The sequence below is a fragment of the Ensifer sp. MJa1 genome, from assembly GCF_037026475.1.
Classification (GTDB): Bacteria; Pseudomonadota; Alphaproteobacteria; order Rhizobiales; family Rhizobiaceae; genus Ensifer.
Genome location: NZ_JAKUMO010000005.1, coordinates 42,015 through 64,860 on the forward strand (window position 1 = coordinate 42,015; position 22,846 = coordinate 64,860).

Below are 22,846 nucleotides of genomic sequence, written 5' to 3' on the forward strand. Positions count from 1 at the left end.
GGGGGCTTAGCAACGGCATATGAAACTTTTTGTTGCGCTGTTCCGTGGATTATCTAACGAACGGTCAGTAACGCAGGAAACTGGCGAACAAACTGTAACGTAGGGAACAGGTCACCCATGGCTGAGGCAAGTGAAGGACGGTTCTACGACACCGTACCCCTGTTCGATGCGTTCGAAGGGGTGGCGGACGAATCGAATTACCGGCCGCTGCCAGATGGATGGCTGCTTGCGGTCGCCGATATCGTCAACTCGACCGGCGCGATCGCCGACGGCCGCTACAAGATCGTCAACATGGCCGGAGCGAGCGTCATATCCGCGCTGATGAACGCGCTTGACGAAAAAGCGATGCCCTTCGTTTTTGGGGGGGATGGTGCGCTTGCCGCGCTGCCGGCGGCGATGGCGGACCGGGCGAGAAACGCACTCTCTGCGGTCAAGACCTGGGTGGCCGAAGAGCTTGGACTGGAACTGCGCGCCGCCCTGGTGCCTGTCACCGACATCCGCGCCAATGGTCTCGACATGCGCGTCGCGCGCTTCAAGGCGAGCGATGAGGTTTTCTATGCGATGTTTGCCGGTGGCGGCGCCAGTTGGGCGGAGGCGGCCATGAAGGCCGGCCGCTATCATGTCGAAGCCGCGCCGGCTGGCAGCCGCCCGGATCTTACCGGTCTTTCCTGTCGCTGGAACCCGATCCAGTCGCGTCACGGAGCCATCGCCTCGATCATCGCGGTGCCGGGGCCGCTGGGCAACGGTCCGGAGTTCCAGGCTCTGATCGCCGACATCGTCACGCTGGCTGACGAAGAGGACCGTGGTGGCCACCCCGTTCCGGAACTCGGCCCCGATCCGCGTTTCTCCTTCAAGGGGATCGATGCCGAAGCGCGGGCGATCGCTTCGCGCGGGCGGCGCATGCTTGCGCGTTGCTGGATCACGCTTCAGACGCTTGCCCTTTTCGTCTGTTTCAGGCTGAACTGGAACTTCGGCACTTTCGATACGACGCGATACCGGCGCGATCTTGCCGACAATACCGATTTCCGCAAGTTCGACGACGGCCTGAAGATGACCGTCGACATCAGCGCTGAGAGGCTTAAGCGCATCGAGGCCCGCCTGCAGCAGGCGGCTGCCGCTGGCGTTGGCCACTACGGCCTGCACCAGCAGGACTCGGCGCTGATGACCTGCATCGTTCCGACGCCCATGGCGCGGGATCACATGCATTTCGTCGATGGCGCCTCGGGCGGCTATGCCGTGGCTGCAAGCAAGCTCAAGGCTGCGCTTGCACGATCGAACGCGGCGGGCGCGGGCGCTTAAGCCCGGCCGCCAGCGACAGCGACCGGCAACTGCCGCGAACTAGGCCTTGACGATGTGAGCGCCCGTCAGCCCGTTGCGGTGGAAAACATTGCGTGTGTCGACGATCAGCGGCGACCAGGCAGCAAGTGCGGCATAGTCGACCTGATCGTGGTCGGTGGCGATCAGCACGGCGTCGAACGCTTTGACCGCCCCTTCGTTGATCGTGACCGATTGCCGGCCCTTGAGGGCGCCATGCTCGCGTGTCGGTGGGATCTCGGTGACATGAGGGTCGTGATAGGCCGTGCGGCCGCCGCGCTCCTCGATCAGTTCGATCAGGCGCAAGGACGGGCTCTCGCGAATGTCTGGAACGTTCTTCTTGTAGGCGAGCCCGACGACGAGGATGTTGGAGCGGCTGAGCGCCTTGCCCGCGTGCCGGTCAAGCGCTTCTGCCAGCCGGCTGACCACATGGCGGGGCATGGCCGAATTGATTTCGCCGGCGAGCTCGATGAAACGTGTCGGCAATTCGTATTCCCGTGACTTCCAGGTGAGGTAGAATGGATCGATCGGGATGCAGTGGCCGCCGAGCCCCGGGCCCGGGTAGAAGGGCATGTAACCGAACGGCTTGGTCTTTGCCGCCTCGATCACCTCCCAGACGTCGATGCCCATTGCCTCGTAGACGATCTTCAGTTCGTTGACGAGCGCGATGTTGACCGAGCGGAAGATGTTCTCGGTGAGCTTCACGGCTTCGGCCGTCGCGTTCGAGGATACCGGCACGACCGTCTTGACCACGGCCGAATAGAACCGCTCCATCAACGTCGCCGCCTGGGCGCCGTCGCCGGCAATGACCTTCGGGATGCTGACAGTCTCGTAGACGGGGTTGCCTGGATCTTCGCGCTCCGGCGAGAAGCCGACGAAGAAGTCGCTTGCCGACTTGAGCCCTGTTTGCTCGAGGATTGCGCGGACCACGCCATCGGTGGTGCCCGGGTAGGTCGTCGATTCCAGGACGACGAGCTGGCCGGGCCTGAGGGTGGCGGCGATGGCGTGCGATGTTCTTTCGACGAAGGACAGGTCCGGATCGCGATGTTTGGTCAGCGGTGTCGGAACGCAGATGATGATGACATCACAGCCCGCCAGTTGCTGGAAATCCGTCGTCGAGCGGAACCGGCCGGCATCGCTCTCCTTCGAGAGCGCGGCATCCGGGACCGCCGCGATATAGGATTTGCCTGCGTCGAGTGCGACGATCTTGGTGGGATCGATGTCGAAGCCCGTGACGGGAAAGCCCGCCCGTGCAGCCGCGATCGCCAGCGGCAGCCCAACATAGCCAAGGCCGATGACGCCGACCCGGGCGCTCAAGGTGGAGATGGACGACAGCAGGCTTTCGTAATGAGGTGAGGTCAAGTTTGGTTTCCGGATCTCGTGGGCAGACGGACGGTGCCGCGCAAACATGTCGTGGTTTGTTGGAGAGAAACAAGCCCCAAGTCAAGCGAGCGGCGCCATCTGGAATCGCCGCCGGCGATAAGCCGGCCATCGACACGTCGTGCGATAAAAACTTTGCAGCACCTCTGGAAATCACCCGGCGCCGTCAATATCTGCAAGGTATAAGTGCCGCATTCCGGGTGCCTGCACGTCATCGACGCCGGAACCGGCTGGAGCATTTTCTTAACGGGCACGGCTCATCATCATCCACCGCGAACTTCGACCGGCCTGAAGGCTGGGGCGTTCGTCGTCTCCGGATGGTTGATACGGGACGGCCTGTCATGGTGAGGACGCGAAATGGCCACGACGAACGACAACGTATCCGAAATCCTCATCGACAAGGTTGCCGATTGGCTGATGCGCACATCGCTCAGCGACGCGCCGCTGGAAACGATCGTCAGGGGTTTTTGCGAACGGCTGGCAGCCGCCGGCCTGCCACTGATGCGCGTCCATCTCTCCTTTTCGATGCTGCATCCGCTCTATGACGCTCTTGGCTTTACCTGGGTTCGTGGCAAGGGCGTTGAAGTCAGCGGCCTCAGGCACGAGGAGCTGGCGCTCAATCCCGAGCGTTTTCTGCAGAGCCCCTATTATTATCTGCTCAACAACAATCTCGAGCACGTCCGGCGGCGCATCTACATGGACACGCCGTCCGAGTTCCCGATCTTCGACGATTTGAAGGAGATGGGCGCTACGGACTACCTTGCCTTCATGCAGTCGCTGGGCGCGGATTCCGGCCATGGCATGGTCGGATCATGGACGACGGACCGTCATGGCGGCTTTACCGACGACGTGATCGGGGCCTTGCTTAAGCTGCAGCATCACCTGGCGGTTGCCGCCAAGATGGCGGTGCTTGGCAAGCTGGCGGACAACATGCTGACGACCTATCTCGGCTCCAGCGCCGGCAGGCGCGTGATGAGCGGGCAGGTTCGCCGCGGTGATGGCGAAACGGTTCGCGCCATTCTGGTCATGGCCGACATGCGCCGCTCGACCATGCTGGCCGAGAAAGAGGGGCGCCAGTCCTATATCGAGACGCTGAACACCTACTTCGATGCGATCGCGGCACCCTTCAACCGCAATGGTGGCCACATCCTGAGCTTCGTCGGTGATGGGTTCATCGCCGTCTATCCGTGCGGCCGACACAAGGAGCCCTCGGAGTTTGCCGCTCGTGAGGCGTTTACCGCCGTCCGCGCGGCGACCGCGCGCATGGAGGTGCTGAACGGCGAGCGCCGCAAGCAGGCAAGGGATCCGATCGGCTACGGTATCGGGCTCCATGTCGGCAACGTGATGTTCGGCAATGTGGGCTTGCGTGACCGCCTGACGTTCTCCGCGTTCGGCTCTGCCGTCAACGAAGTTCAGCGGCTGCAGAACCTCACCAAGAAATATGCCCACAGCGTTGTCGCAAGCGAAGCCTTCGTCAACTATTGCGGCGGTGACTGGACGGCGCTCGGCCAGGAAAAACTCAGGGGCGTGCGTCAGAAATTCACGATCCTCTACCCCAATGACGCCGCCCTTCTGGCGAGAGCCGACGAACGGTTCGACGACGTCTTGCAGGATGGACTTTCCGAGGCGGAACATGTCATGTTGCTTCATCGCAACACCCGTCCGCTCCAGCCGCCGCGCGGCCTGATCGACAAAATGCTTCAGTAGGGGGAAGAATGTTCCGAGTTGTGTTTCTCGCCGCCAGCATCGCAATGTCCGGAGGCGCGATGGCGCAGCCGTGGGAAACCAAACTGTTCGACGGGTTCGACGGGCAAAATTTCGCATCGGAAGGGGGGCTCTACTACCGCGAGAACTTCGAGCAGAGCGCTGGCACGGTCGAGTTTCAGGATCTGGTCAAGCGCACCGGCAATGGCGCCCTCAAGTTGAGCGTCGTGCCGATCTGCCCCGATTCGCTTGACGGTTGCAGCGAGCGTGCGGAGATCTGGGAGAAGACGGATCTGCGGGTGCCCTATGACCAGGGTGTCTGGTACGGCTTCGCCGTCAAGTTCGCCGACCCGGTCCCGAGCGAGGATCATCGCTACCTGATCGCCCAATGGAAGCGCGAAATCGACCCGGGCGCAGAAGGTGATTTCAGCCCGTTCCTGGCGTTGCGGCTCGATTCCGGCAAGCTGTTTGTGACGGTGGAAACGAACTATATCGCGCCGCTTTCCGCCGGCCCGGAAGGCACGCCGGCAAGCTGCAAGCCCGGTGAAATCCCCGTCTGGGGTCGGCCCGGGGTCAATCAGATGCGAATGCTCGTGGCCGCCGACAGCAATTGGAAGCTGGAAGACGGCAGCTTGTTCAATGGCTGCACCGATGCCATCGCGGTGACGGACCATGGCAACCCGCTGCCCGACCCGAAGTCGGGCTGGATCGATTTTGCGATCTACACGCAGCCGGGCGCCAACGGCTCGGGCCGCATCGAACTCTTTGCCAATGGCAAGCCGATCATCACCGTGAAGGGCCATGTCGGCCATGACGACCAGGGGCTCGGCAAGAACCAGTACTTCAAGTTCGGCCCCTATCGCGCCGCCGACAAGACCGACTGGACGATGTTCTATGACGACTTTCGTCGCTCCCCGAACTGCTCCGACGTGTTGAAGGATGGTGCGTGCCCTTCGCCCTAACCATCTGAAGATGCACGTGGGTAGCGCCTCGGTTGCAGCCGGCCGTGCTGGACAGCCCTCTGAAGCTGCGCTAGTCTTTTTTTAGAGGCGGCGGATAAAAAACGATGAGGGAAGCGTGCTGCTATGACATCTGGGGCGGACCTGCTTCGAGTTGAAGGTCTGCGGATCACATTCTCGGTGCTCGGCGGCGAAGTACAAGCCGTCAATAACGCGAATTTCAGAATTTTGCCCGGCAAGGTCACGGCGCTCGTCGGCGAATCCGGATCTGGCAAGTCGGCGATCAGCCAGGCGGTGATGGGTATTCTGCCCAACGTCGCCAAGGTTGGCGGCAAAATTTTGTTCAACGATCCTGCTTCGGGCGCCAAGCCGACCGACCTGCTCGCTCTGGAACGGGAAGGAGAGGAGATACGCAGCCTGCGCGGCACGCGTATCAGCAAGATCTTTCAGGAACCGATGACGTCGCTGTCACCGCTTCACACCATCGGCAACCAGATTTCCGAAGTGCTGAAGATCCACACGGATGCGGAAAAGGCGGAGCGACGGGCACGCACGGAGGAGTTGCTTGGCTATGTCGGCTTTGCCAATCCGAAGCGAGCCTACGACATGTATCCGTTCGAGTTGTCGGGCGGCATGCGCCAGCGCGCGATGATTGCGATGGCGCTGATCTGCCGGCCGGCACTGCTGATCGCGGACGAGCCGACAACGGCGCTTGACGTGACGGTGCAGGCGCAGATCCTGAAACTGTTGCGCGAGCTTCAGGTGAAGCTCAACATGGCGATGCTGCTGATTACGCACGACCTCGGCGTCGTTGCCAACATGGCCGATGAGGTCGTGGTGATCTATCACGGCCAGATCGTCGAGGCGGGTCCAGTCGAAGCAATCTTCCGCAACCCGCAGCACCCCTATCTCAAGGGGCTGATGGCCGCCGTGCCGCATTTCGACATGAAGCCGGGAGAAAGGCTGAAGGCGTTGCGCGAAGTGCCGGTCAAGGCTGGGACGTTGCTTGGCACATCGGCCGCCGACAGGCGTCATGGGCCCGAAGTCCTCTTGTCCGTGCGCAATGTCTCGAAGACCTATGGAACACGGAAGTCATCCTGGTTCGGTGGCGGCGAGAGTTCGTATCACCGTGCCGTAGACGACGTCAGCTTTGACATTCGCCGCGGCGAATGCCTCGGCCTTGTCGGAGAAAGCGGCTGCGGCAAGACCACCGTCAGCAAGATCCTGATGCGCGCGGTGACGCCCGACAGCGGATCGGTGACCTTCGACAATGGCGAGGGCCGGGTCGATGTGCTGAAAGTGCAGGGCGACGCGTTGCAGGCGATGCGCTCGAAGATCCAGATGGTGTTCCAGGACCCGGTCTCTTCGCTTTCGCCGCGCATGACGGTCAAGAACATTCTGAGCGAGCCGCTGGAGATCCACGGACGCGGTACGGCAAAGTCGCGTGTCGAGACGGTGCGCTCGTTGCTGCAGGCGGTCGGGCTCGACCAGCGCTTCATCAACCGCTACCCGCACAGTTTCTCGGGTGGTCAGCGTCAACGCATCGGCATCGCCCGCGCCCTGGCGCTGGTTCCGGAACTGCTGATCTGCGACGAGCCGGTCTCGGCGCTTGACGTTTCCGTCCAGGCGCAGATCCTGAACCTGCTGAAGGACCTGCAGAAGGAACTGGGGCTTACCTGCCTGTTCATCTCGCACAACCTCGCCGTCGTCGACTATATGGCGGATCGCATTGCCGTCATGTGTGCCGGGCGCATCGTCGAGGTTGCGCCGCGCGAGGTGCTGATGCGCAAGCCGGTACACCCCTATACCAAATCGCTGCTGGCGGCCGTACCATATCCGGATCTCGACCGGCCGCTCGATTTCGACAGGTTGAAGGACAGCGAAGGTTCCGACATGCGTCGTTGGGGCGCTCAGTTCCGTGACGATGACGCTAGTGACGCGCTGATCCCCGCCGATCTCGGTGGTGATCACTTCGTGCTGGCGCGTCGATCCGTGGATGCAAGGGAGTTGCGGCCATGATCACCCGCCGAACTGTACTGGCATTGCTGGCAACCGTGGCTCTGCCGAGCAGGCTCTTTGCCGCTGCCGGCGAGCCGGCATTTCTGGAAAAGCTGATTGCCGACGGCAAGCTTCCGCCGCTCGCCGAGCGGCTGCCCAAGACGCCCCGCGTCATCAATGTCGCGGCCATGGGGCGCAAGCCCGGCAAGCACGGCGGCGTCGTGCGGATGCTGATCGGCAGCGCCAAGGACATCCGGCTGATGACCGTTTATGGTTATGCCCGGCTGGTTGGCTTTGATGAAAAGCTGAAGATCGAGGCGGACGTCCTCGAAAGCTACGAAACCGTCGAGGATCGCATCTTCACCTTCCATCTGCGGGAAGGGCACAAGTGGTCCGACGGAAGCCCGTTGACGACGGAAGACTTCCGCTATTGCTGGGAGGACGTTCTCAACAACGAAAAGCTGAGCCCGGCCGGCATGCCGACGGCGCTGGTGATGGATGGCGAGGTCGGCAAGTTCGAGGTCATCGACGAGCGCACCGTGCGCTATTCCTGGTCGACCCCCAATCCGGACTTCCTGCAGAAGCTGGCGGCGCCCCAGCCACTGGTCGTGGCGATGCCTTCGGCCTATCTCAAGCAGTTCCACGAGAAGTACCAGGAAGAGGACAAGCTGAAGGCCCTCATGAAGGAAGAGAGGGTCAAGAAGTGGAGCCAGCTGCATATGCGTATGGCCCGCTCCTATCGTCCGGAGAACCCGGATCTGCCGACGCTCGACCCCTGGCGCAACACCACGCCGCTGCCTGCCGAACAGTTCGTCTTTGAGCGCAATCCGTATTATCACCGCGTCGATGAGAATGGGCTGCAGCTGCCCTATATCGACAAGTTCGTGCTGAGCGTCAGCTCGTCCGCGCTGATACCGGCAAAGACCGGTACCGGCGAAAGCGACCTGCAGGCAACCGGCATCGATTTTGTCGACTACACGTTCCTCAAGGATTCCGAAAAGCGGTATCCGGTAAAGGTGCTGCTCTGGAAGAAGACGCAAGGGTCGCGGCTGGCGCTCTTGCCTAATCTTAACTGCTCCGATCCGGTCTGGCGACCGCTGCTGCAGGACGTGCGCGTTCGTCGCGCACTGTCGCTTGCCATCGACCGAACGGAGATCAACAAGGCGGTCTTCTACGGACTGACGAAGGAGAGCGCCGATACGGTCCTGCCCGACAGCCCGCTTTTCCGCCCCGAATACGCCAACGCGTGGGTTGCCCATGACCCCACCCAGGCGAACGCCTTGCTCGACGAGGCCGGGCTGACCAAGCGCGGCAGCGACGGCATTCGGATTCTGCCCGACGGGCGGGCGGCGCAGATTGTCGTCGAGACGGCCGGCGAGAGCACGCTCGAGACAGACGTGCTGCAGCTCATCACCGATTACTGGCAGAAGATCGGCATATCCCTGTTCATCCGAACCTCGCAGCGCGATACCTTCCGCAGCCGCGCCGTCGGCGGCGAAATCATCATGTCGATGTGGTTCGGGATCGACAATGGCGTTCCCACGGCAGACATGAACCCGGGGCAACTGGCCCCGACTGCCGACGACCAGCTGCAATGGCCGGTCTGGGGGCTCAACTATCTTTCGCACGGAGAAATGGGCCAGGCGCCGGATCTGCCGGCAGCCATCGAGCTGACGGAGCTGTTGCAGCGCTGGCGGCATTCGGCGGAAGACGCCGAGCGTGCCGAAATCTGGGGGCGGATGCTGTCGGTCTATACCGACCAGGTGTTCTCGATCGGGATCGTCAACGCATCGCTGCAGCCGATCCTTGTCGCCAAGACGCTGGTGAACGTGCCGGAGACGGCGCTCTACGGCTTCGATCCCACGGCCTACTTCGGCGTCTACAAACCCGATACTTTCTGGATCGAGCAGGAAGGCTGACATGCTGCGTTATATTCTCTGGCGTATCGCGGCGATGGTTCCGACCCTGCTCATCATTTCCGCTCTTGTCTTCACCATCATCGAGCTGCCGCCCGGAGATTATTTCGAAAGCTACATTGCCGAGATCAAGGCCCAGGGTGAAGGCGTCGACATGGAGCAGATCGAGGCGCTCCGGAAGGAGTACGGCTTCGACCAGCCGGCGCCGATACGCTACGTCCAATGGGTTGCCGGCATGCTGCAGGGCGATTTCGGCTATTCCTTCGAATACGAACTGCCGGTCAGTGACGTCGTCGGCGACCGGCTGTGGCTGACGATCCTTGTCTCATTCGTGACGATCATCTTCACCTGGCTGATCGCCTTTCCGATCGGCATCTACTCTGCGACCCATCAGTACAGCTGGGGCGACTACGGCCTGTCGCTGATGGGGCTGATCGGCATCGCCATCCCGAATTTCATGCTGGCGCTGATCCTCATGTATTTCGCCAATATCTGGTTCGGGATTTCGATCGGCCATCTGATGGACCAGAAGTATCTCGCCGAACCGATGAGTTGGGCCAAGGCGAAATCGATCCTCGAACACATCTGGATCCCGGTCATCATCGTCGGTGCGGCCGGCACCGCCGGCATGATCCGGCGTCTGCGCGCCAATCTTCTTGACGAGTTGCAGAAGCAATATGTTGTGACGGCGCGCGCCAAGGGGCTTTCGCCGATGCGCACGCTGCTGAAGTATCCGCTCCGCATGGCCTTGAACTTCTTCATCTCGGATATCGGTTCCATCCTGCCGGCGATCATCTCCGGCGCGGAAATTACCGCGATCGTGCTGTCGCTGGAGACCACCGGTCCGATGCTCATCAAGGCCCTTCAGAGCCAGGACATGTATCTCGCCGGCTCGTTCCTGATGTTCCTCGCCTTCCTCACCGTGATCGGCGTGCTGATATCCGACATCGCGCTCGCCATTCTCGATCCCCGAATTCGGCTGCAAGGCAGGAGCACCAAGTGACGTCATTTCTTCCGGCGCCCGGCGAACCCCTGCCGCATTACGTATCGACAGCCCCGTTCGATCCCTATTCCGTAGAGGCGATGACGGACGAGCAGGTCCGCGTCAACCAGGCTTCACAGCTTCGTCTGATGTGGTGGAAGTTCCGCCGCCACCGGCTCGCGCTCGTGTCGGGCATCTTCCTTGCCGCGCTCTATCTGATGATCCTTATCTGCGAGTTTCTGGCGCCCTACAACCTGCACACCCGCAACATGGATTACATCTATGCGCCGCCGCAGTCGGTGCATTTTTTCCATGAGGGCAGTTTTGTCGGCCCGTTCGTCTACGGCCGAACGATGACGCTCGATATGGACACGCTGAAGCGCAACTATGCCGACGACGTCAAGGATGTGCAGCGGCTTCGCTTCTTCTGCCGCGGCGACAGTTATCGTTTCTGGGGCCTGTTTGACAGCAACGTGCATCTCGTTTGCCCGGCAAAGGACGGCCAGGCCTTTTTTCTCGGAACGGATCGCCTCGGCCGCGACGTGCTGTCGCGCATTATTTACGGCGCCAGGATTTCGCTGACGATCGGTTTGCTCGGCATCACCGTCAGCTTCGTGCTCGGTATCGTCATCGGGGGGCTTGCAGGTTACCACGGCGGCGTATTCGATCTCATAACGCAGCGCGTTATCGAAGTGCTGCAATCGATCCCGAGCATTCCCCTCTGGCTGTCGCTGGCTGCGATCATGCCGGCGACCTGGAGCCCGATCCTGATCTATCTGGGGATTACCATCATCCTCGGGCTCTTGGACTGGACAGGTCTGGCGCGAGCCGTCCGCTCGAAGCTCCTGGCACTGCGCGAAGAGGATTACGTCCTTGCTGCCCAGTTGATGGGGGCCAAGAGCAGCCGCATCATCGGACGCCATCTGGTGCCCGGTTTCATGTCACATCTGATTGCAACCGCGACCATCTCGATCCCCGGCATGATCCTGGGTGAGACGGCGCTCAGCTTCCTCGGCCTCGGCCTCAGACCGCCCATCACCAGTTGGGGCATCTTGCTGACGGAGGCAAAAAGCGTCAGCGTCATCGCCTTTTATCCCTGGCTCCTATTTCCCACAATCCCGGTCATTCTTGTGATTTTGGCATTCAACTTCTTGGGAGATGGCTTGCGTGACGCGGCCGATCCCTACAAATGAAGCGCGGTTTGACGCTGGCAACCGGCTGGCGTCGACATTCGGTTCATTGTTCCTGAACGAAAGGTTCCTTGCATGATGCGGCGCTTCGAAGATGCCCGGATCCTCATGTATAGCCATGACACGTTCGGGCTCGGACACCTCAGGCGTTGTCGCACGATTGCGCATTCGCTGGTGGAAGACTATCGCGGCTTGAACATCCTGATCATTTCCGGGGCGACGATCGCCGGCGCCTTCGACTATCGTGCGCGCGTCGATTTCGTCAAAATCCCGAGCGTCATCAAGCTGCACAATGGCGACTACACCTCGCTCGACCGTCACATCGAGCTGGATGAGACGCTGAAGATGCGCCAGGCGATCATTCGCCACACGGCTGAAACCTTCAAGCCCGACATCTTTATCGTCGACAAGGAGCCGATGGGCCTGCGCGGGGAGGTGGAAGAGACGCTCACCTATCTCAAAGCCCACGGCACGACATTGGTTCTGGGCTTGCGTGAGGTCATGGATGCGCCGCATCTGCTCGAGGCCGAATGGAAGCGGCGCGACACGATGCGCAAGATCGAGCAGTACTACGATACGATCTGGGTCTATGGCCCGCCGGATTTCTACGACCCCCTGACCGAGCTGGAGGTGCCTCCGGCCGTGCGCGACCGGATGAATTTCGTCGGCTTCCTGCAGCGCAGCGTCCCCCGTGAGGAGCTGCCCAACCACAAGCCGCAGGGCGACTATATCCTGGTGACCACAGGGGGCGGCGGCGACGGCGCGGATATGATCCACGACGTCATTCACGCCTACCAGCAGGACCCGGAGCTCACCCACAAGGCGCTGATCGTTCTCGGGCCCTATATGCCGGTCAAGAAGCGGGAGAAGCTGATCCGCAAGGGCAGCAAGATCCCGCATATAAAGATCATCGAATTCGACAATCGCATGGAAGAGCTGATCGCCGGCGCGAAGGGCGTCGTCGCCATGGGCGGTTACAACACCTATTGCGAAATCCTGTCGTTCGACAAGCCGGCGCTGATCGTGCCGCGGATCCAGCCGCGCGAGGAGCAACTGATCCGGGCCCGCCGGGCGGCGGAACTCGGGCTGGTCGAGATGTTGCTGCCCAACGAGGCCGAAGACCCGTCGCGGTTGGCTGCAGCGCTCAAGGCGCTGCCCTATCGGGCGCCGCCATCCAAGAGCAGTGCCAATGGCCTGCGGCTGGAAGGGCTCGTTCATATCTCCGAAATCGTCGGCAGATGGCTCGACCGGCCGTCGGGCGAGCATCTGAACATCGTGAAGAAATCGAGCTGAAATAGTGCAGACAGACCGCAAGATTGCCGTCGTGCTGAAGGGATATCCGCGTCTTTCGGAAACCTTCATCGCGCAGGAACTGCTTGGCCTTGAACGGGCAGGACTGGACCTGGTGCTGATAGCGCTCCGCCGCCCGACCGACGCCAAGCGCCATCCCGTTCACGACGAGATCCGCGCCGAGGTCCACTATCTTCCCGAGTATCTGCACGAGGAGCCGCTCAGGGTGCTGCGCGGCCTCATGCGCTCGCTGCCGAAGGCCGGATTCTGGCCAGCACTCAAGCTCTTTGCGCGGGATCTGCGCCGCGATTTCAGTCGCAACCGCTTCCGGCGATTCGGGCAGGCCGCGGTGCTGGCTGCGGAATGGCCGGGCGACCCGGGCTGGCTGCATGCGCACTTCATCCACACACCGGCATCGGTGACCGCCTATGCCAGCGTTATTGCCGGCATACCCTGGACCTGTTCTGCCCATGCAAAGGACATCTGGACGTCGCCCGACTGGGAGCTTTCCGAAAAGCTCGGCCGCGCTCGCTGGACTGTGACCTGCACGCGCATGGGTTACGAACACCTGAGGAGCCTGACGAACGAGAAGGCGAGGGTTCACCTCAGCTACCACGGCCTCGATCTTGACCGTTTCCCGCGGTTCGCGGGCAAACACTCCGATCGCGATGGGTCCGATCCGGCTGCGCCGGTGCAGATCGTCAGTGTCGGCCGTGCCGTCGGCAAGAAGGGATACGACGTTCTGCTGCGCGCGTTGGCAATGCTGCCGGCGGAGCTCCATTGGCGGTTCGAGCATATCGGCGCCGGCGACCTCACCGAAAAGCTGAAGGCGCTGGCAATCGAGCTTGGCATTGCCGACCGGGTCGCCTGGAAGGGGGCGCTTGACCAGACGGACGTGCTTGCGCACTACCGTTCCAGCGACATCTTCGCGCTGGCTTGCCGAGTGACGGCGGATGGTGATCGTGACGGTCTCCCGAACGTGCTGGTCGAAGCGTCGAGCCAGCGGCTGGCCTGCATCTCGACGGCCATTTCCGGTGTACCGGAACTCCTTTCCGACGGTGAAAACGGTCGCGTCGTTCCATCCGAAGATCCGCAGGCATTTGCCCGAGCGCTCGAGGAACTGATCCGCAACCCTGCGCTTCGCCAGCGACTGGGCGATGCGGCGGAACGCAAGGTTCGCGAGCATTTCGATCATCACGCCAGCATCGATCAGCTGGCCGGCCTTTTTGCCAGCGAATGGAAAGCCGCATGATGCGTAGACGTCGCGTATTTTTTTATGTGCAGCACCTGCTCGGCATCGGTCACCTGGCCCGCGCGAGCCGGATTGCAAGCGCGCTTGCGGCCAGTGGGTTCGAGGTGACGGTGGTGACGGGCGGCAGCCCGGTGCCGGGTTTTCCGGCTGCGGACGTGAAACACGTAGCCCTGCCGCCGGTGCTTGCGGGGGACAAGGGCTTTTCGGGTCTTGCCGACAGCGACGGAAAACCAGTGAGCGATGCCTTCAAGGACAAGCGCCGCGATCTGCTGATTAAGGCTTACCTTGCCTGCGATCCGGATATCGTCATCTTCGAAGCCTTCCCCTTCGGCCGGCGCCAGATGCGTTTCGAACTGATGCCGCTGCTCGACGTGATTGCGGGCAAGAGCCCGCGGCCGCTCGTTGCCGCATCGCTGCGCGACATCCTGCAGGAGCGGACGAAACCGGGCCGCGCCGAGGAGACCCTCGAGGTGGTCAAGGAGCACTTCGATCTCGTGCTGGTGCACGGGGATCCCGCCTTCGCGCGGCTTGAGGAAACCTATCCGTTCGCGGCCGAGATCGAGGACAAGGTTGCCTATACCGGTCTGGTGGCGGGGCTGCCGCCGGAGCCACCTTCGCAGAGGTTCGATGTTCTGGTTTCGGCCGGTGGCGGTGCAGTCGGAAAGGAACTGATCGGTGCAGCACTTGAGGCTGCGGGCTTGCTGCCGAGCGATCTGCAATGGTGCCTGATCACCGGGCCGAACCTGCCGCAGCAGGACTATGACGCCTTTTCGGCGGCAGCGCCCGCCAACGTGCATCTGTTCCGCTTCCGCAAGGATTTTGCGAGCCTTCTGGCTGGAACGCGGCTTTCCGTGTCCCAAGCCGGCTACAACACGGTCTGCGACATCATCCGCGCTGGCTGTGCCTCCTTGCTCATTCCGTTTACGGCCGGTGGCGAGACCGAGCAATCGACCCGTGCGGCACGGCTGGAAAAGCTCGGGCTTGCCGGTGTGCTGCCGGAGGCAGAGGTGACACCCGAACGGCTGGCGCGCGACGTCGAGGCGATGCTCAAGCGGGCAAAACCGCTGATCCCGCCACTCGACCTCGATGGGGCGACAAAGACCGCCGAAATCCTCGCGCGCCGCGCTTTGCCGTGAGCAAGGCGACGGCGTGGCGAGGGCGTTCGGTGGTGTTCAGACCGTTCCGATGAGCATGAAGCGCGTGTATTTTTTCGTCGGCAGGGAGCCGGCGAAATCGAGCGTGGTCAGGGCGGCCTGGTTCACAAAGTCCTCGACCGAGGCCACGCAATTGATGTGCGTCGGTTCGCTGAAATAGTCGTTGGATTGCAAAAGCACGCGCGTGCCGGTCGGAACGAGGTCGAGCCACGATCGCAGGTCGGCGATATGTTCGCAGCTCGTGTTGACCAGCAGGTCAGCCTGAAGTGCCGCGTAGTCGATGGCGTACATGTCGGCTGTCACGGCGCGAAACCTGTCGGCGAAGGCGGCATTCAGGGTGCACGCCACCGCCTCGACATCCGGGTCGATGTCGAAACTGTCGACCGCGGCAACCTTGAAGCGGGAATCCTCGAGCAGCATTGCCCCCAAAATGCCGTACCAACCGCCGAGAATGGCGATCCTGGAGTATGCGGGACCCGCTGCCGAAAGGAGCGTGTCGCGCGCCCAGAGCTTGCAGGCGACCTGCTTGTGATTGAAGGCATTGGCGATGTGAGCATCGGGGTGCTTGGCGATCACCCGGGAGATGCCCTCGATCAAGGGGCTCCGGGTGTAGGCGGCAATACCACGTGTCAGATCAAAGGCATGCTCGTACCAATCGCCGGCTTCGGAAGGGTGGTGGCTGGTGTGTTTCATGCGGTCGTTTTAAGCTGGTGGCCGAGCGAGTGCAATAACAGCGTGTGCCTTAGGGAACATCGGTCTCTGCAGTTGCTCTGTAAGCTACCGGGCGGCAGTGGCGTCCATTGCAGATTTTCCTCGCTCCTGCATAATCGATCCACCGGATTCGGCGCCGGCGGATTACGCGGGCGTCTCTTCGTGATCGAGCACACACGGGTGTTTGCGCGGAGGCGTCGCCGAAGAATGATGCGCGGCCAGGGCAGCGGCAGCCCAGACCACCACAATAAACGTGTTCAATAAGGTCCTATTGCCAAAGACATGGAACCACGCCTTTCCCGCTACATTTGGACCCACACGCGCAAGGATCAGCTTTGGATCCTGGTGGTCGTCGCGCTGTCGATGATCCCCTATTTCCTGTCCTTCGACCTGCCGAAGCAGATCGTCAACGGACCGATCCAGGGTGACGGCTTCGACAGTCCGGAGGCCACACAAGCTTTCTTGTCGATCTCCTTCGACCTGCCATATTTCGGCACACTCAACATCTTTGACGGCTTCCAGCTCGGTCGCGAAGGCATGCTGCTTGCCCTGAGCCTGGTGTTCCTGCTGCTTGTGGTCGTCAACGGCCTGTTCAAGTTCTACATCAACACCTTCAAGGGCCGCCTCGGCGAGCGCCTGTTGCGGCGCATCCGCTTCGAACTCGTCGATCGCGTCCTGCGGTTTCCGCCCACGCATTTCAAGCGGGTGAAGCCGGCCGAAATCGCCACGATGATCAAGGACGAGGTGGAGCCGCTCGGCGGCTTTACCGGCGACGCCTTCGTCTCTCCGGCGCTGCTCGGCGGCCAGGCGCTGACAGCGCTGGTGTTCATCCTGCTGCAGAGCTTCTGGCTCGGCCTGATCGCGACGTTGATCGTTGCCGTGCAGGCGATCATCATTCCGCGCATGCGCAAGAGACTGCTGGTGCTCGGGCGCGAACGGCAGCTGACGGCACGTGAACTCTCCGGCCGCGTCAGCGAAATCGTCGACGGTATCGGTGCCATTCGCGGGCACGATACCTCAAACTATGAGCGCGCCGACATCGCCGCGCGCCTCGGTCGTATCTTCAAGATCCGCTATGATCTTTACCAGTGGAAATTCCTGGTCAAGTTCATCAACAACTTCCTGGCGCAGGTCACACCGTTCCTGTTCTACGCAATCGGCGGCTACTTCGCACTGCAGGGGCGCCTCGATATCGGCCAGCTCGTGGCTGTCATCGGCGCCTACAAGGACTTGCCAGGCCCGCTGAAGGAACTGATCGATTGGGATCAGGCGCGCCAGGATGTCCAGGTCAAGTATGCCCAGGTGGTCGAGCAGTTCAGCATCGAACCGCTGCTCGATCCGCAGGTGCAGGCCGTAACGACGGGATCGGCCGAACCGCTGACGGGTCCGCTGGCGGCGGTGAACCTGACCGTGACCGACGATGGCGGCGTGACTGTGCTCGACCATGTGTCGCTTCAGGTGCAGCCGGGAGAGAAGGTGGCGCTCACGGGCGGTGAAGTGCTCGCCGAGGCGTTCGGCAGGCTCGTGTGGCCAGCGAGTGGCAAGGTGACGATCGGCGGGCAGGATATCCTGGAGATACCGGAATCGGTGACCGGACGCCGGGTCGCCTATGCCTCGTCCGACGTCTACATGTTCCAGGGCAGCCTTGGCGACAACATCCTCTACGGACTGAAGCATGCGCCGTTGACGGAACTCGTCTACGAGGGAGAGCGTGCTTCGCACCGCAAATGGGAAGTGACCGAAGCGCGGCTTGCCGGCAATCCGCATCTCGACGTCAACAGTGACTGGGTCGACTATCGCGCCGCCGGTGCGACCGGACCGGAGGATCTGCTGGTCCAGATCAGGCCGGTGCTCGACGCGGTGCTTTTGACCAACGACGTGATGGCGCTTGCCGTCCGCTCGACGATCGATGCCAATCGGCATGCCGATTTCGCCGCCCGTATCGTCGACATGCGCAGCGCGCTCAGGCAGAGGCTTGAAAGCGAAAAGCTCAGCGATCTCGTGGTGTTCTTCGAACCAGGGGCCTACAACATCGAAGCCACCATCGGCGAAAACATGCTGTTCGGGACCATCACCGACCAGGCGATGTGGGAGAACGCGCTCGAGCACCATCCGTTCTTCAAGACGATCCTGCAGCGGGTCGGGCTGAGGGAGACCTTCTACGATATGGGCCTCGAGATCGCGGAGAACGTCGTCGAACTGTTCCGCGACCTGCCTCCGGACCACCCGTTCTTCCAGCAGTTGACCTTCATGACGGCCGAGGAAATTCCCGTCTATGAGGCGATCCTCCAGAAGGTGCGTACGCGCGGTAAGGGCGAGGTTTCCGAAGACGACCAGATCAAGGTGCTCAGGCTGTGCTTCGATTACATCGAGCCGCGGCACCGTTTCGGCTTGCTGACAGACGAGGTGATGGCGAAGATCGTTGCCGCGCGGCGCGAGTTTGACGAAGGGCTGCCTGCCGATCTCGCCGGTATGATCGAACACTATCGTCCCAACCGCTACATCGCATCCGGTAGCATCATCGATAACGTGCTCTTCGGGCGCATCGGGCACAAGCATGCCGACGGTTCGGAAAAAATCCGGGCAATCGTGCGTGACCTGTTCGAAGCCGGCGGTCTTTACAACGAAGTGCTCGCCTTCGGTTTTGGCTACAATGTCGGCGCCGGCGGCAAGCGCCTCACGGCGGGACAGCGGCAGAAGCTCGATCTTGCGCGGGCACTCATCCGCAGCTGCGACTTCTACATCTTCAACCAGCCGCTGCTGGCGCTGGACCAGCGCGTTCAGGAGCAGGTTGTCCGCAACGTCTTTGCCATGCTCGAGCAAGGCGGGCGCGACCCGGCAATCGTCTGGGTTGTCGCCAATCCCGCGCTGACGGATCTGTTCGATCGCGTTGCGAAATTTGAGAACGGGCGCCTGATCAACGACAGCAGTGTCGACGCCACGGTGGATGAAGGACCCGACTATAAGGAAATGGCATCTTGATGTAATATTAATGTCAGACCACGAGCATATGGTCCCGCCCGATGCGGGAGGCGGACTGCTCCCGACGGGAACTCGGAGACACGGATTGTGATGTTGCTCAAAGACGAAGTTGAAATGCTGCGCCGAATTACCCTGTTTTCGGGATTGCCGCCGGCAAAGCTGAAACTTCTTGCCTTCACATCCGACAGGGTCATGTACAACGCAGGTGACGCTTTGTTCCACCAGGGTGACATCGGCGATGCTGCCTATGTCATTCTCTCCGGCAAGGCAGAGGTGCTCATCAACACGGCTGGCGGCCCGTTCAAGATTGCCGAGTTCGAACAAAACTCGATCGTCGGTGAAATTGCCATTCTCTGTAACACGCCGCGCACGGCAACCGTGCGCACAATGACACCGCTTGAGGCATTGCGCATCCGCAAGGACGACTTTCTGAAACTCCTGGCTGACTTTCCGGAGATGGCCGTGGAAATCATGCGTGTACTTGCCGACCGCCTTGCGCAAACCACGGCCGAGCTTAGCGAAGCCCGGGGCCGCCTGGAACCAGTGGACGCCTGAAGCAATCACAGCCTCGTCACGCATTCAGCCGTTTCATCTCGATACACGCAAAGGGCGAGTGCGCGAGCTATCCGCTTCAAGCAGCGAGCCCTTCGCAAAAACGATTCCGCTTTGCGGGGATATCGGCTAGAGAAACGCCATGCGTTCGATAACCTATTTCCGCAAGACTGTTCAGTTTCCCGACAAGCCGGAGAAGAAGCGCTTTTTCGCGCGGCTGCAGAATGGCGACTGGGAACCCTGTACGTTCCAGAACATCGAACGTCTGGTCGATCGTGAGACAACCTTCATTGATATCGGCGGCTGGATCGGGGTGACGCCCTATTGGGCGGCGCAGATTGCCGACAACGTCATCACCGTCGAGCCCGACCCCGTCTGCTTCGGCATCCTCAAGGAGATGCAGCCGCAAAACAGGGGCGAGGTGCACGTCATCAACGCAGCGCTCTCTGAGGACGAGGTGCTGGTGCTGCATTCGGTCGGCGGTGGCTTCGGCAGCTCGGAAACGTCGGCCCTGATCGCTGATGACGACGGAGAGGCAATCCGTGCGCAGACCGTGACCATTGCGCAGCTTCAGGCCATGGCGCGAACCGAGCGGCTCTGTTTCAAGATCGACATCGAGGGGTACGAGTATCGCGCTCTCGACCAGTTCGGCACCATAGACCCGCGACGCACTGCGGGTGTTCTTCTTGCGGTCCATCCGCAGATCCTCTTTGCCTCGTTGTCCGGGTCCCGCGTTTCGCGGGCGGCCCGCACCGTCGTTGCAACCCTTCGACTGATCCGGAGCCTTCGCGGCTTTCGCCTCGACAATCCGTCCGCGCTCTGGACCGCATTGAGCAGGTCGATCGCACGCCGAGAATTCCGCGGTTTCGATCTGCTGTTTGTTGCAAGAGACCGCAACCGCTAAGGGGTGCCCTAAACCTGAAATGCGCCCCCGGCCTTGGGCGACGTCGCCGTTGCGGGAAGGGGCACGCGCGGGGCGTTTGCTGTATGTGAGGGTTTGCTTAAGGATCGGTCTTGACCGACGGGCGCTGTCCGCTACAATTAACCATCCTGGAGGCAAAGTTAATTCTTCGTGTAAAGATATTACTTCCAGTGGTATGAATAGTTTTATGTAATTTTTGGTTTTGAATTGGTTTTGATTGGTGTTGTGTCGTGAGGGCGACCGCATGTCCTGGGTATACGTTGCCAGTGCCGCCTATTGCCTAACCGCATTGTTCCTGATGTCGATGACCTTTCTCGAAGGTGCGCAGGCGCGCGCCTCCTGGAACCTTTATCGTTTTGCCGGGCTTCTGGTCTGCCTTTTTTGGCCGGTCCTGGTCTTGTATTTGATGTTTAAAATGGTTTTCAAAAGAAGTGTTGCAGAACAATAAAAGTACATCTCCGTGCTTCCGGTCGCGCCCTTGGTGCTCAATCGGTGGCATTTACCATACAACTAGAAAATGCCGGAGATTAACCCATGATTTTTGCCTGCGGACTATGCTCCCCCCGTGATCGTCTGATGTGAAAGTAGCTGGGCATGTGCGGTTACGGTGGTTATTTCGGGCCAGTCGCCGACGCGGAAACGCTTCTCGGACGGATGATCTCTGCCATTGCCCATCGCGGGCCAGACGAGCACGGCGTCTTTGTCGCGCCGGAGGTAGGGCTTGGCCACGCCCGGTTGTCGATCGTCGGCCTCGGCGACGGCCAACAGCCGATGTCGGACGCGACGGGCGACCTGACGATCGCCTTCAACGGCGAAATCTTCAATTACGTCGAGTTGCGCGAAGAACTGCGTGCCAAGGGCCGGCAGTTCCGTACGTCCAGCGACACCGAGGTGATCCTGCATCTCTATGAGGTGATGGGCGAGGAGTGCCTGTCGGTTCTCAATGGCGACTTTTCCTTCGCCATCTGGGATCGGCGCCGCCAGCGGATGATGCTTGCGCGCGACCGGATGGGCGTACGCCCACTGTTCTATACCACCCACGGCGGCACGCTGTACTTTGCCTCCGAGATCAAGGCTCTGCTTCAGGTGCCCGGCATTTCCGCGGAACTTGATCCGGTGGCGCTCGACCAGATCTTCACGCTATGGGCCCCGATCCCGCCGAGGACGGGCTTTCGCGATATCTACGAACTTGAACCGGCCCATCTGATGATCGCCGAAAAAGGGAAGGTTTCGGTCCGTCCCTACTGGCAACTCGACTATCCCGATCGTGATGCACCGCCGCTCTTTGCCGACGAACAGAGTGCTGCGGAGGAACTGCGCGCGCTTCTTACCGATGCGACCCGCATCCGCATGCGCGCTGACGTTCCCGTCGGCTCTTACCTCTCCGGCGGTCTCGATAGTTCCATCGTCTCGGCGCTCGCGGCCGGCATGACCTCGCAGGGGCTCAGGACCTTCTCCGTCACCTTCGATAGCGTCGAACATGACGAGAGCAGCTTCCAGATGGAAATGGCAGACGCTCTCGGCACGCACCACAGTGCGGTCGCCTGCCGCACCGGGGATATCGCCAGGGCCTTTCCTGAGGTCGTGCGTTTTGCCGAGCGTCCAATCATCCGGACGGCGCCGGCACCGCTTTATCAGCTTTCGGGGCTCGTCCGGGAACGCGGCCTGAAGGTCGTCCTAACTGGCGAAGGGGCCGACGAGGTCTTTGCCGGCTACGATATCTTCAAGGAGTCGCGGGTCCGCCGCTTCTGCGGTCGACAGCCCGGATCGCGCATGCGCCCGCATCTGTTCCGCAAGCTCTACCCCTATCTTCCGGGGCTGCAGCAGCAGTCGGCCGAGTACCTTGCCGCGTTCTTTGGCGCCGGCGATGTGCCGCTCGACGATCCGCTTTTTTCGCATCGCCCCCGGTTCAAGAACACCTCGGCGACGAAGATCTTCTTCTCGGCCGATCTGCGCGGCATGGTGAAGGGCTACGATGCGGCCGAGGATCTGGCGAGCCAACTGCCGTCCGCCTTCGCACGCTGGCACCCGCTGCACCAGGCGCAATATCTTGAGAGCCGGTACCTTTTGCCAGGCTATATCCTTTCCAGCCAAGGCGACCGCATGGCCATGGCGCATGGTATCGAGGGGCGCTTCCCGTTCCTCGACCACCGCCTCGTCGAATTTGCGACCCGCCTGCCGCCGGAAATGAAGCTCAAGGGCCTGGTGGAGAAACACATCCTGCGGGAAGCGACGAAGGACCTGTTGCCCGTGGCCATACGCCAGCGCACCAAACAGCCTTACCGTGCTCCCGACAGCCAATCCTTCACCGGCGTTGGCCAACTCGACTATGTCCGCGATGCCATGAGCGAGACGAGCATCAGCGACAATGGGTTGTTCAATGCCAAGGCGGTGAGCAAGCTCTACGAAAAATGCCAGTCTCAGCCGGTCACCGGATTCCGCGACAACGCCGCCTTCGTCGGCATCCTCTCGACACAACTCTGGCTGAAGACTTTTACCGGCACCAGCATCCGCGCCGCCGAGGCGGCCTGAATATCATT

17 protein-coding genes are annotated in these 22,846 nt (G+C 61.4%); 15 read left to right on the forward strand and 2 right to left on the reverse strand.

All coding sequences use genetic code 11. The annotated features are described in order from the left end of the window. Positions 1-117 precede the first annotated feature (117 nt). Entirely contained in the window at positions 118-1,299 is a 1,182-nt protein-coding gene (locus MKZ91_RS08765; protein ID WP_336170104.1) for a DUF3095 domain-containing protein, read from the forward strand. 39 nt (positions 1,300-1,338) lie between these two features. On the opposite strand, the gene MKZ91_RS08770 is transcribed toward MKZ91_RS08765, so the two are convergent. Beyond that, the gene (locus MKZ91_RS08770) at positions 1,339-2,676 is read right to left on the reverse strand and encodes a nucleotide sugar dehydrogenase (protein ID WP_336170106.1); all 1,338 of its coding nucleotides are present in this window, start codon (positions 2,674-2,676) and stop codon (positions 1,339-1,341) included. 375 nt (positions 2,677-3,051) lie between these two features. On the opposite strand from MKZ91_RS08770, the gene MKZ91_RS08775 reads away from it, so the two are divergent. From MKZ91_RS08775 to MKZ91_RS08815, 9 genes are all read left to right on the forward strand, one after another. After that, the gene (locus tag MKZ91_RS08775; protein ID WP_336170109.1) at positions 3,052-4,401 is read left to right on the forward strand and encodes an adenylate/guanylate cyclase domain-containing protein; all 1,350 of its coding nucleotides are present in this window, start codon (positions 3,052-3,054) and stop codon (positions 4,399-4,401) included. Positions 4,402-4,409: 8 nt separating this feature from the next. Beyond that, positions 4,410-5,360, forward strand: a complete 951-nt coding sequence (locus MKZ91_RS08780) for a polysaccharide lyase (RefSeq protein WP_336170111.1) — start codon at positions 4,410-4,412, stop codon at positions 5,358-5,360. A 123-nt stretch (positions 5,361-5,483) separates the two neighbouring features. Next, the gene (locus MKZ91_RS08785) at positions 5,484-7,376 is read left to right on the forward strand and encodes an ABC transporter ATP-binding protein (RefSeq protein ID WP_336170113.1); all 1,893 of its coding nucleotides are present in this window, start codon (positions 5,484-5,486) and stop codon (positions 7,374-7,376) included. Then, the gene (locus tag MKZ91_RS08790; RefSeq protein ID WP_336170115.1) at positions 7,373-9,274 is read left to right on the forward strand and encodes an ABC transporter substrate-binding protein; all 1,902 of its coding nucleotides are present in this window, start codon (positions 7,373-7,375) and stop codon (positions 9,272-9,274) included. The genes MKZ91_RS08785 and MKZ91_RS08790 overlap by 4 nt, the downstream gene beginning before the upstream one ends. Position 9,275: 1 nt before the next feature. Beyond that, positions 9,276-10,274 (forward strand): ABC transporter permease, encoded by a 999-nt coding sequence (locus MKZ91_RS08795; RefSeq protein WP_336170117.1) that lies wholly within the window; start codon positions 9,276-9,278, stop codon positions 10,272-10,274. After that, entirely contained in the window at positions 10,271-11,446 is a 1,176-nt protein-coding gene (locus tag MKZ91_RS08800; protein ID WP_336170120.1) for an ABC transporter permease, read from the forward strand. Before MKZ91_RS08795 ends, MKZ91_RS08800 begins: the two co-directional genes overlap by 4 nt. 72 nt (positions 11,447-11,518) lie before the next feature. Further along, positions 11,519-12,736 carry a glycosyltransferase family protein gene (locus MKZ91_RS08805; protein WP_336170122.1) on the forward strand — a complete coding sequence of 406 codons (1,218 nt, stop codon included), beginning with the start codon at positions 11,519-11,521 and terminating at the stop codon, positions 12,734-12,736. Positions 12,737-12,740: 4 nt separating this feature from the next. After that, the gene (locus MKZ91_RS08810; protein WP_336170123.1) at positions 12,741-13,985 is read left to right on the forward strand and encodes a glycosyltransferase family 4 protein; all 1,245 of its coding nucleotides are present in this window, start codon (positions 12,741-12,743) and stop codon (positions 13,983-13,985) included. Continuing rightward, positions 13,985-15,121 (forward strand): glycosyltransferase family protein, encoded by a 1,137-nt coding sequence (locus tag MKZ91_RS08815; RefSeq protein ID WP_336170552.1) that lies wholly within the window; start codon positions 13,985-13,987, stop codon positions 15,119-15,121. Before MKZ91_RS08810 ends, MKZ91_RS08815 begins: the two co-directional genes overlap by 1 nt. A gap of 36 nt (positions 15,122-15,157) precedes the next feature. On the opposite strand, the gene MKZ91_RS08820 is transcribed toward MKZ91_RS08815, so the two are convergent. Continuing rightward, complete coding sequence (locus MKZ91_RS08820) at positions 15,158-15,832, reverse strand: class I SAM-dependent methyltransferase (protein ID WP_336170125.1); 675 nt, start codon at positions 15,830-15,832, stop codon at positions 15,158-15,160. A gap of 300 nt (positions 15,833-16,132) precedes the next feature. Here MKZ91_RS08820 and MKZ91_RS08825 point away from each other — a divergent pair, with 300 nt between their 5' ends. From MKZ91_RS08825 to asnB, 5 genes are all read left to right on the forward strand, one after another. Continuing rightward, positions 16,133-18,832: an ABC transporter transmembrane domain-containing protein gene (locus tag MKZ91_RS08825; protein ID WP_336170127.1), complete on the forward strand. Its 2,700-nt coding sequence runs from the start codon at positions 16,133-16,135 to the stop codon at positions 18,830-18,832. A 90-nt stretch (positions 18,833-18,922) separates the two neighbouring features. Next, the gene (locus MKZ91_RS08830) at positions 18,923-19,387 is read left to right on the forward strand and encodes a cyclic nucleotide-binding domain-containing protein (protein WP_336170128.1); all 465 of its coding nucleotides are present in this window, start codon (positions 18,923-18,925) and stop codon (positions 19,385-19,387) included. 139 nt (positions 19,388-19,526) lie between these two features. Next, positions 19,527-20,288 carry an FkbM family methyltransferase gene (locus MKZ91_RS08835; protein ID WP_336170131.1) on the forward strand — a complete coding sequence of 254 codons (762 nt, stop codon included), beginning with the start codon at positions 19,527-19,529 and terminating at the stop codon, positions 20,286-20,288. Between the two features lie 262 nt (positions 20,289-20,550). Beyond that, entirely contained in the window at positions 20,551-20,754 is a 204-nt protein-coding gene (locus MKZ91_RS08840; RefSeq protein ID WP_336170133.1) for a hypothetical protein, read from the forward strand. Positions 20,755-20,900: 146 nt separating this feature from the next. Next, entirely contained in the window at positions 20,901-22,838 is a 1,938-nt protein-coding gene (gene asnB / locus MKZ91_RS08845; RefSeq protein WP_336170135.1) for an asparagine synthase (glutamine-hydrolyzing), read from the forward strand. Positions 22,839-22,846: the final 8 nt, after the last annotated feature.